Origin of the sequence: Sphingomonas sp. ID0503, assembly GCF_048565625.1 — a bacterium.
In the GTDB taxonomy this organism is placed as follows: Bacteria; Pseudomonadota; Alphaproteobacteria; order Sphingomonadales; family Sphingomonadaceae; genus JBLZUR01.
In genome coordinates this window covers 3,400,314-3,409,991 of record NZ_JBLZUR010000002.1, presented here as the reverse complement: position 1 = coordinate 3,409,991, position 9,678 = coordinate 3,400,314, and the positions used below count along the sequence as shown (strand labels likewise).

Annotated in this window: 14 protein-coding genes and 1 tRNA gene; 12 read left to right on the top strand and 3 right to left on the bottom strand. The window is 63.1% G+C overall.

Annotated features, from left to right (window positions below; genetic code table 11):
• The 6 genes from ACM608_RS17900 to ACM608_RS17875 form a co-directional block, all read left to right on the top strand.
• Positions 1 to 349: hypothetical protein (locus ACM608_RS17900; protein WP_419685054.1), on the top strand; the 349-nt coding region annotated here is incomplete at its 5' end.
• Positions 346 to 573, top strand: a complete 228-nt coding sequence (locus ACM608_RS17895; protein WP_419685052.1) for a hypothetical protein — start codon at positions 346 to 348, stop codon at positions 571 to 573. The genes ACM608_RS17900 and ACM608_RS17895, both read left to right, overlap by 4 nt.
• 305 nt (positions 574 to 878) lie before the next feature.
• On the top strand, positions 879 to 1,118 hold the full coding sequence (locus ACM608_RS17890; protein ID WP_419685050.1) for a hypothetical protein: 240 nt from the start codon (positions 879 to 881) through the stop codon (positions 1,116 to 1,118).
• 105 nt (positions 1,119 to 1,223) lie between these two features.
• Positions 1,224 to 1,430 carry a helix-turn-helix domain-containing protein gene (locus tag ACM608_RS17885; RefSeq protein ID WP_419685049.1) on the top strand — a complete coding sequence of 69 codons (207 nt, stop codon included), beginning with the start codon at positions 1,224 to 1,226 and terminating at the stop codon, positions 1,428 to 1,430.
• Between the two features lie 48 nt (positions 1,431 to 1,478).
• A complete protein-coding gene (locus ACM608_RS17880; protein WP_419685048.1) occupies positions 1,479 to 3,377 on the top strand; it encodes a head maturation protease, ClpP-related in 1,899 nt (632 codons plus the stop codon).
• 568 nt (positions 3,378 to 3,945) lie between these two features.
• Entirely contained in the window at positions 3,946 to 4,506 is a 561-nt protein-coding gene (locus ACM608_RS17875; RefSeq protein ID WP_419685047.1) for a hypothetical protein, read from the top strand.
• Between the two features lie 246 nt (positions 4,507 to 4,752).
• Here the strand turns inward: ACM608_RS17875 and ACM608_RS17870 are convergent, their stop codons facing one another.
• On the bottom strand, positions 4,753 to 5,598 hold the full coding sequence (locus ACM608_RS17870; RefSeq protein ID WP_419685046.1) for a hypothetical protein: 846 nt from the start codon (positions 5,596 to 5,598) through the stop codon (positions 4,753 to 4,755).
• Positions 5,599 to 5,686: 88 nt separating this feature from the next.
• Complete coding sequence (locus tag ACM608_RS17865) at positions 5,687 to 6,091, bottom strand: hypothetical protein (protein ID WP_419685045.1); 405 nt, start codon at positions 6,089 to 6,091, stop codon at positions 5,687 to 5,689.
• A 310-nt stretch (positions 6,092 to 6,401) separates the two neighbouring features.
• Here ACM608_RS17865 and ACM608_RS17860 point away from each other — a divergent pair, with 310 nt between their 5' ends.
• The 6 genes from ACM608_RS17860 to ACM608_RS17835 are packed head-to-tail and all read left to right on the top strand — an operon-like array spanning position 6,402 to position 9,531.
• Positions 6,402 to 6,833, top strand: coding sequence for a hypothetical protein (locus ACM608_RS17860; protein ID WP_419685044.1), 432 nt, complete (start codon positions 6,402 to 6,404; stop codon positions 6,831 to 6,833).
• A 1-nt stretch (position 6,834) separates the two neighbouring features.
• Positions 6,835 to 7,083, top strand: coding sequence for a hypothetical protein (locus tag ACM608_RS17855; RefSeq protein WP_419685043.1), 249 nt, complete (start codon positions 6,835 to 6,837; stop codon positions 7,081 to 7,083).
• Entirely contained in the window at positions 7,080 to 7,631 is a 552-nt protein-coding gene (locus ACM608_RS17850; protein ID WP_419685042.1) for a hypothetical protein, read from the top strand. The genes ACM608_RS17855 and ACM608_RS17850 overlap by 4 nt, the downstream gene beginning before the upstream one ends.
• A gap of 19 nt (positions 7,632 to 7,650) precedes the next feature.
• Positions 7,651 to 8,226, top strand: coding sequence for a hypothetical protein (locus ACM608_RS17845; protein ID WP_419685041.1), 576 nt, complete (start codon positions 7,651 to 7,653; stop codon positions 8,224 to 8,226).
• Between the two features lie 49 nt (positions 8,227 to 8,275).
• Positions 8,276 to 8,470 (top strand): helix-turn-helix transcriptional regulator, encoded by a 195-nt coding sequence (locus ACM608_RS17840; RefSeq protein ID WP_419685040.1) that lies wholly within the window; start codon positions 8,276 to 8,278, stop codon positions 8,468 to 8,470.
• Positions 8,452 to 9,531, top strand: coding sequence for a hypothetical protein (locus ACM608_RS17835; protein ID WP_419685039.1), 1,080 nt, complete (start codon positions 8,452 to 8,454; stop codon positions 9,529 to 9,531). The genes ACM608_RS17840 and ACM608_RS17835 overlap by 19 nt, the downstream gene beginning before the upstream one ends.
• A 17-nt stretch (positions 9,532 to 9,548) precedes the next feature.
• On the opposite strand, the gene ACM608_RS17830 is transcribed toward ACM608_RS17835, so the two are convergent.
• Positions 9,549 to 9,624: transfer RNA gene (locus ACM608_RS17830), tRNA-Glu, on the bottom strand.
• Positions 9,625 to 9,678 lie beyond the last annotated feature (54 nt).

The window sequence follows — 9,678 nt, the reverse complement described above, 5'->3', positions numbered from 1 at the left end:
CGCGATGGACCGGCTCTTCCTGATCAAGGCAATCGAGTCACACACCTATCGGAACACCGCCAAGGGCCGTGACGTGACGGTGATCAGGGAGGCCAGCGCGTCACCCCGAACGCTTACCCCGAACGCCTCCCGAACACCTTCCCCGAACGCCCCCGAACAGTCCGCCCGGACCACCCCCCGCACACACTGTATACCTACGGTATATCCGGGCGCGGCCAACGGGGCCGCCGCGCCCTCCCAAGAGAAGAGCGAATCGCGCCTCCCCCACGGCTGGAGCGCACCGATCCTCGCACCCGGCGACGAAGACGCGCCGATCCCTGGCTTCGAAGACATGGATATGAACCGATGACCAAACACAGCCCCAACCTCGCAGCCGACCTCATGCAGTCGGCAGTCTGTCACACCGACAACATGCCCGATGCGGTGTCCGCCCTTCTCACTGCGGCAGGGGAGATCATGAACAAGACGCTTGGCGAAGCGCAGGCCATCGCAACCCTGCGGTCGATCGTCGACCAGGTGGAGGCCGCCCACGTCGCCCGCTTCGGCCGCCAGCCTGGGGAGGCGGTGCAGTGATCGGCACCTCAGGCGGGCCTCACCCGAAACCGAGGGGAATAGGTGAGACCCTGACCGGCGAAGCAGGGGGAGCCCGCCGGCTTACGTTCAGAACGGACGGCTTTGTAAATCGGGCCCCGGCCCTCGGGTCCTTCCCGACGTCTGGCGCTATACGGGGGGCTGAGGCGCAACTCTCTCCTAGCCACAGAAACCCGCTAACTTCTTCATCTCTTTCATGTTTCTAGGAGGATAGGCGTATGAAGGTGCGACCTAAGGGCGCGCGCCGGGGTGAACCGGGGTGTGACCTTCGCGAGTATCGCCCGACGGTGGCGGACCTCGCATGGCTGTTCGGCGTCACAGGCCGGTGGATCGGGAAGCTCCGCGCCGACGGCGTGCTGCCGGCCGACGCGCCGCTGCCCGATCTGGTGAAGCGGATGGCGGCCTATCAGGCACAGGCGAGGGCGGCGAAGCGCACCGGCTATCGACAGCGTGCGGACAGGGGGTGCGGACAACAGGTGCGGACAGTCCGCAGCGTGTCCGCAGGAAAAAGCGAGCAAGTTCAATGACGCGGTGCGGACATCGCGGGTGCGGACACCTTTTCACTTCCGCAGTTGGTGCCGCAACATGCCTCAGCACCCCGTATACGGCAGCCTGCGAGGGGGACCCGCGACATGGGTGACTTCGACCTGGACTATGACGAGGCGCAGGCCGCGCGCATCCTAGGCGTCGCGCTAGTGACGCTGCGGCGCTGGCGGAAGGCGGGTTATGTTGGACATCATCGCACGCCGGGCGGGCGCATCCGCTACAGTCTGGACCAGCTCGCCAACTTCAAGAGCCGCTGTCGGGTAGGGCCGATGATCACACAAGATCACGTTTGATCGCACAAGATACAGGCACCACGACTCAGCCGAAGTTATTGTCGGCGCATGGAAATACTCTGCTACGGCGTTATCGGAGACCCGCTCGACAAGTGCGATGCGGCCACCGTCTGCACTGCGATCCGGAACGCCACCGGCCCCCTCTCCATCCGCATCAACTCGCCGGGCGGCTTCGTCATGGAGGGCCTGGCGATCGTCGAGGCAATCCGCAGCTACCCTGACAAGGTGACGATCTACGTCGACGGCCTGGCGGCTTCGATGGCGTCTGTAATCGCGATGGTCGGAGCGGAGTGCATCATGGCGGAATCCTCGCTCATGATGGTGCACAAGCCCTGGGACGCCTCGATCGGCAACGCGGACGATCTACGCCGCGACGCTGCCAAGCTCGACCGGATCGAAGCGCAGCTGATCGGTATCTATGCCAAGCGCACCGGCCTCCCGGAAGGCGAATTGGTCGCAATGCTCGCGGCCGAAACATGGATGACCGCGGACGAGGCTCTAGCCGCCGGCTTCGCCACCTCAATCAGCCCCGCCCTCAAACTCGCCGCCATGGCCGACGTGTCGGCCTGCGGCTTCCGCCACATCCCCGATCAACTGAAGGAACCGACTATGACCGACACTGCACAGGCGGTCGCTACCGAGCGCACCCGCATCTCCACGATCACCGGCCTCTGCAACAAGCACCGTCTGCCGGCGGACTTCGCGCAGGCGATGGTCGACAAGGGCACGCCGCTGGAGAAGGCCCGCGAGCTGATCCTGGACCGCCTCGCCACCGAAAGCGACGCCCTCAACATCGGCCACAGCTTCAGCGGGCACGTTACCCTCGACAACCCGACCACCTATACCGACGCGGTGAAGGGCGCGCTTGTCGCCAAGATCAGCGGCAAGGCGGCAGAAGGGCCGGCGGCCGAGTTCCGCAGCATGTCCGTCGTCGACATCGCCCGCGACTTCCTCGCCCGCAACGGGGAGCGCGACGTGCTGCGCCTGTCGCCCGATCGCGCCATCAACATGGCGATGTCATCCGGCAACCCGTATCGCGGCGCGCGAAGCTGGGGCACCACCGCGAACATTGGCGGGATGCACACCACCAGCGACTTCCCGGACCTGATCGGCGGCGCAGCCGAAAAGTATCTGGTCGATCGCTACAAGCTCCAGCAATCGCAGCTGAAGCAGCTGGCGCGCCGCCGCGACGTCAACAACTTCCTCGATCACTTCGGCATCCAGAGCGGCAGCTGGGCCGCGCTCGATCAGGTCAACGAGGCCGGCGAGTACAAGAACCGCAGCCTCTCGACCCGCAAGGAAGGCTACCGGATCGCGACCTTCGGCAACATGTTCGCGGTCTCGCGGCAGATGCTGGTGAACGACGGCATGGGCGCACTCGCCGACATTCTCAACATCATGGCAGCCGGCGCGGCGGAGACGGAGGCGACGGTGCTGGCGGCGCTGATCAACAGCAACATCCCGCTGAGCGACTCAAAATCCTGGTTCCATGCGGATCACAAGAACCTCGCGACATCTGGCGGCGCGCCATCGATCACGACGCTCGACGCGGGCCGGCTGGCCATGCGTTCGCAAAAGGACTTCGGCGGCGGCGGCCTGATCGATGCTAACCCGAAGTTCCTGCTTGTGCCGGCGACCCTCCAGACGGCTGCGGAAACGCTAGTCGCCTCCACGATCGCGCCGACCACGACGGCCGATGTGAACCCCTTTGCGAACAAGCTGGTCCCGATCAGCGACCCGCGCCTGACGAACGCGACGGCATGGTATCTGTTCGCGGACCCGGATTTCAGCCCGGCGCTCCAGTACAGCTATCTCGACGGTCAGGACGCGCCCTTCACCGACAGTCAGGACGGCTGGCGCACCGACGGGACGGAATACAAGGTCCGGCACGATTTCGGTGCCGGCGTGCTCGACTACCGCTTCGCCTGGAAGAACGCGGGAGCCTGACGAGAAGCGAAGCGCGGATAGGGCGACTTGCGGGGACCGCGCTGGGGTTTTCTGACCTCTCCTCATCCCCACGCCCCGGCCTTCGGCGGGCCGCGAGCCGGATCATCTGCGCTGGAGGGCGCGGACCCGGCAGCCGCATCATTCGGAGGCGACATGTCGAAAGCACTCAGGACCGCAGCTATCGTCGTCGGCGTGGTCGCGCTTGGCGTCGCCACCTACGGCGTTGCGCTCGGCCCCGCTGCTGCTGGTGCTACAGGCGCGGCAAGCGGCTTTGCCGGTCTCGGCATATCGGCCAGCGTCGCTGCCGTAGGAACAGGCCTGAGTGTGGCGGCGGCGGGGTTGTCGCTGGCCGCCGCGTTTGTCGCGCCCAAGCCAAGGGTGTCCATCTCCGGCGGCGCGACCCACTTCACCCTAGCGGAGGATACAACCTGTGAGCCTTGCGAACCTCATCGTGCAACCAACCCGCGCAGTGCTTCAGGCCGACGCTGCGGGATGCTGGAAGGATGGAAAGCTTGCAACGCTTCGCCCTAAGCTGTTTGTCTACTCGGCTGCGAAGCTGGCGTTTTCCTTGAGGGGGAATGTAGATCTAGATTGCTTCGCCGAAGAGATCGCGCAGATTAACGACCGCAGCGACGCGGCGGCTGTCTTCGATGTTCTTCCTAGGGCGCTGCACGCGGCCGGCGCGGCCACGCGCGCGGCCTTCGACTGTGACGGCTCCGGGTGCCTGCACGTCATCGGGTGGGATGATGCTCGCCAGCGCCCGTTCGGTGCGATGCTGACAAACGACGAACGATGGTTTGGCGGGGCGGTGAACGCGGGAGCCTGGGTGATGGTATCCAACGCGCGCGGGCATGGGGAAGTCGCGCTGTGCGAGCTTATGGGGCGCGACATCGTCGATGAGGAACTAAGCGACCCCGCCCGGTTCGACCTCGACCGAGACAGCCTCACGCTGATCGAGGCGCAACGTCGGCGCCCTTGGGGGGCTTGGCCGATCGCTGATCCCTCCTATGCCATCGCGCACCGCATTGGCGGCTGGGTCGATCAGGCGGAGGTGACATCCGCTGGTGTGACGGAACGACGCATCATCCATTGGCCAGAGGATTGCGTCGGGGAGCGGATTGCAGCTTAGCCACAAAGCACGGCGTCCGCGTCTGGAGGATCCACGACTTCGGCGACAAGGTGGGGGAGCGGATTGCGCCGCCGGGCAACCTAGCAGAAGTTCATAGCTCGACCGAGCTGCCGCAGGCTTAGATCCACCTGACGATCAATCTGTCGTGTGCTCGCCGAACCTGAACCATGACTAGCGGCCTGGTAGTGATAGTTCGGCATGCGGGAATCAGACACCGGCTCGCGCACTGAGCTGCTCGACTTACGATCAGACATGCCCTGTCTCCCTGGGATTGAGGCTCGGCTCATAATAGTGTTTCCGGCGTATCCAACGAAAACCTTCATGCTTTGTTACCGCCGCGATGTCTGTGTCTCCCCCGACAACATCCGCGCCAGGGAGGAAGGCGAAGTAGCGCTTGGTGAGGTCCACTAGGAAGTCCGCGAGGTTGACTGCATCTTGCACCGGCATAGCGCCATGAACGAGCGGCGTGACCGATTGAGCCTGCAGGTTCGACAGGAAGCTTTCGCGCTGCGGTACCGTCATCCCAAGTCCAGTTAACGCGTTGCTGAGATGATGGTCATATCCCATGATCAATCTGCTAATCGCCTGCGGCTGGCCGGACCAAAAAACCCCGTCGTCTTGGGATGAAGGTGCAAGCAGAACGGGCGCATGGACCAGGCCGTCCGCAATGACAATCTGCCATATCTCGCCACACCGTTCACCCGAGCTGATGCCACCGATCCAAAACTCAAAGGAGTGAGGGGTGGGCGGCGGTGGAGTGATCGCAGCATACCTGTCGCTCCAGAAAGCGTGCGCTTTGTTGACAGCCTCCTCGATCGTGTAGGCTTCCAAATCCAGCTTGCCCGCGCCCGAGGTCAATTCTTTCCGGAGATCTTTTGCTAGGGTGCTGATCGATGCCGGGCCCATGTGGCCCATGCCGCACGTCATCGCGACGATCGGCAACCCTTTGTGCAGATTGAAGACTTTGTTGCCGTGCTGCCAGACGTTCAGGACAGACGACTTTCCAGCGTGATCCACGCCTACTAACGAGGAAGCGCTATCAGCGGCGAAAACGATGCAGTCGTAAACCTTTACAGCGACACAGACTGTCATAGCTTCTCCCTCGTGCGGAAGAATCATGAAACTGAGCTATTGTCAAATAGTACCCAAACGATCCACAGACTTATCCACGCCTACAAGTTCAACCGTTCTCTGCATGGAAGCCTATGCGTCGTGCTGGCTCAGTTACTTCCACCGTCTTGATCATGAAGTTCAGTTGAGAAACGTGCTGGACGATCACAACTCGACATCCTTCACCGTCAGTACCGCTGAAACGGATACGGTCACTACCAAGTGCCATGATCCCATCCGGAAACAGCATTGTTCCTGCGGGGCCGCCTATCGCAACCACACGAAGCTCCCGGTCACCAGGTAGCTCTTCGTCGAATAGCTCAATTTCTTCGATCAGGCTGTTAACCGCATCGTCAGCTTGTTGAAGTTGTCGCTCGGCGTTGTCGGCGATGTTCTGCTGGCGGCGGCGAACCTCTCGCATGCTGTCCTCTATTTGCGCAGCCGCTTGGAGATGTAGTTGCCTGAGATCGTCCATGCCCGTTATCCAAACTCGCCTCTGATCGGGGTGGTCCCCGACGTTGGTAAAGCCTCGTTCAACAGCGTGCGGATTGCCTCTGGCCGACTGAGCTTCGATGCCCGCGCCTCAATCCATGCATCCAGCGCCGCGAGCTGATCGGGCTGGAGTCGGACAAGAACGGGATGACCTAACCCAGTCGGAGCCGGACCACGTTTCTTCGATATCGGAGTTTGACCTGCCATGTTAACCACGATATCAGGGTAACGAGCCGAACGGAAGTACCACCTTCCGCCCGGCTCTGACCAACAACCGTTCTGGAGGAACGATCATGGCTACCCAGCCCGTTACTACGGGAGCGCCTGCGCGCGCATCCTCAAATCTTATTCGCCTGCCGACTGCCGCACGCCGGCAGGTCCACAACAACCGATATGCTGATCAACGCCGAGCGGCGCTCGCGGCGCGTGAGGCCAGCCCTTGGCCCGGCGAATACAAAATGCCGTGGCAGCGTGACGAAGATCGCAGGAAGGCCGCACAGCCCTCCCTCACCCACATCAAACGCACCCCGGCACTGGTGATCGCAATGGCGCTCTACGGCATGGCCAGCGAGGAAAGGCGGGAAGGCGCACTGGCAGCCGTCAAGCTCATGGCAATGGTCGATACTACCGGCACAGCCGACGACGCGCTTCTCCTAATGAACGAGGTGGCAAACCTGACCGAAAGCGCGGCAGCCGTTGTGTCCGCTACCCGGGAGGGCCGCTGACATGGCGACGCCGACCAGCGTAGATCGCGACATCCTCCTGGACGAAGCCTTGGGCATGACGGAGGCTGTCCTGAAATCCATCGGCGAAGGTGACTTCTTCGCGATCGGCCCGGCCGATCCCCACGAACACAAGCTGTTCATGCACGGCAACTGGTTGCTGGATATGTTGAAAGACTGCATCGCCAGCATCCGCGCTCGCCTAACTGCACTTGAAGAACAGGAAGCACAGGCGCGGGGGGCGGCGCGATGATCCATGCGACTTTTACCCTCGCCAACCGCGCCGCCATCGAAGCCGAAATCGAGCGACTGATCGGCATCCTCGACACCGCCGATGGCGATTGCGACCTAGAGGACGACGACTTCGATCGCTGCACCGCCGGGGACGACGGCTGCGGAGCCTTTCAAGTTCCATATGGCGGGCTGGTGTTCGGCGCATCGGATGACGGCACCGAGCGCCTGCCTCTGCCGATCTACGGCGTCGACCAGACCGCCGGCCCGACGAACGTGGGGAAGCCTATCGGGCTTGGCACAGGGCGATGCAGTCGTGACCGTGTTCGATCCGACAGCATGGCACCGCGAGTTCAACGCCAACGGTGGCAGGGTCGAGATTATGAAGGATGGGGAGGTGCGGACATCGGTGCTGATGTTCCGCACCCCTCCCGCGTCGCGGCGGCGCGCCTGCGAGCTGCTGGCGGAGATCACCGACGAGCCGGAGAGGGTCACCGCGGTGAGGTACCTTCTGAGAAGCCGATGACGCGTAGGCTGTTGACCAGTGGACAGATCATGTCTATCTACTAATCAACAGATTGGAGTCATCATGTCAGCACCTGCCGCGCTTCCCTACCGCACCCCGCTCTTCAGTGCAGCGGACATGTCGGCGATCACCGGGGTTAATCGTAGCACGTCGCAGGGCTGGATTGCGCGGTACTCCGGGCCCCTGACAGCTATCGGGATCGAGGAAGGCGCGCGGGGCGTCGCTCGCGAGTTCACCGTCGAACAGCTTGGCATTTTCGCTGCCCTTCGTGTCGCTACCAGCGTCCGGCAAGCGGACGCTGCATTCAAGGCTCTTGAGGAAATAGCAGAGCACGCGACGTCGGCGTACGCGGTCGCGTCTGCTGGCATTGAATGGCACAGTTATCGGGGCAACGCGGATGATCGTCGGCCGCTACTTCCGCGCGCTACGAAACAGAAGCATCTCGAAGGGCGCCACATCTTCGGATCGGACTTCGTGTTCCACGTCACCGACAATCCCTATGCGTCGGGTGGCACGGATTTGCTCGACCTTTTGCGGTATCCCACGCCTGTGCTGTTGCTCCCGCTGGATGCCACCCTCCGCAACGCGTGGCAGCGCGCCACCGAAGTGTTCTACGGCTTCGACATCGAGGTCGCGTAAAGTGTCGGCAGCCGCTCTCCCCAATTGGCCCGCGAGGCTGAGCGAGGACATGGCAGCCGCGTACCTTAGCGTGTCGAAGACCACCTTCCGCGATCGCTGGCACCGCCGGACCTATCCCCAGCCCATTCGTGACGGGAAGCGCCTGCTTTGGTCGCGCGTGCAGCTGGATCGGTTCGTGAGCGCACAGTTCGGCATAGCCAACGACGACAGCGACGGAGACGAGACGTGGGCCGACTTGAAATAAAGGGCCTCTGCCAAAAGGGCGACCGGCTCTACTTCCGCCGGAAGGTCGGGGGCAGTGATCAGTATATCCGCCTCCCGGCACTGGACGATCCCCGCTTTCCCGAAGCGTATGCCAAGGCAGCCCGGCCTGACACCGAGCGCAAGCGGCCTGGGCCGGGCACGCTGGCGGCGCTTGTAATTGCCTACCGCGCTGCATCGGACTTTCGCACGCTCTCTGCGAAGTCGCAGGTCAACCGCGACCGTTACTTGGCAATGATCACCGAAACGCACGGGCATCGTACCGTGTCGGGCTGCACACCGGCGGCGGTACGTGCGATGCGCGATGCCTACCTCGATACCCCCGGCAAGGCGAACAACTGGCTTTCGGCCTTTAAGGTGCTCATGCAGTTCGCCGCCCTCAACGGCTGGCGCAAGGACAACCCCGCGCGGGAGATCAGGCCGCTCGATACCGGAGAGCATGAGCCTTGGCCCGCTAACGTGCTGGCCAGTGCGCTTACGGCGGCAAGTCCGACCCTTCGGCTGGCGATCGTCTCCGGTCTCTGTAGCGGTGCCCGTATCGGTGACGTGATCCGGATGCAGCACGGCTGGCACGACGGGAAGACGATGCAGTTCACGACGAGCAAGAAAGTCGGGAAGCGTAGGCAGGGCGTAGATGTCGCGGTGCCGATGCATCCGCTCTGGTTGGCAGAGCTGGCCAAGGTGCCGCGCAAGTCTGTCACGCTGATCTACGATCGCGCTGGCAAGCCGTTCAGTAGCGAGAAGATCCTGCAGGAGCGCATCCGCCGCCTTATGGGTGATATCGGATCGCCCACCTACGTCAGCAACGGCAAGGCAAGACTCTACAGCTTCCACGGTCTCCGGAAGAACGCGGCCTGCTACCTCGCGGAGCTTGGACTGAGCGACACCGAGATCGGTGGGATCTGCGGAATGACCCCTGACACGGTGCGGCACTACACCAAGCGGGCGCGGGCGTTGATGATCGCTCGGAGCGCCGCCGACCGGGTGACCCGGGGGGACGTACTACCCCTCAAAGGGGGACAGATGGCAGGAGGCGCGAAATAAATGGCGCGGAATCAACATGGTGACCCCTACGGGAATCGAACCCGTGTTTCAGCCGTGAAAGGGCCGCGTCCTAGACCGCTAGACGAAGGGGCCGTCCGGGCGAGAGGCGCTTAGGCGAGCGTTGCGCCGGGGTCAATCCGCCCAGGC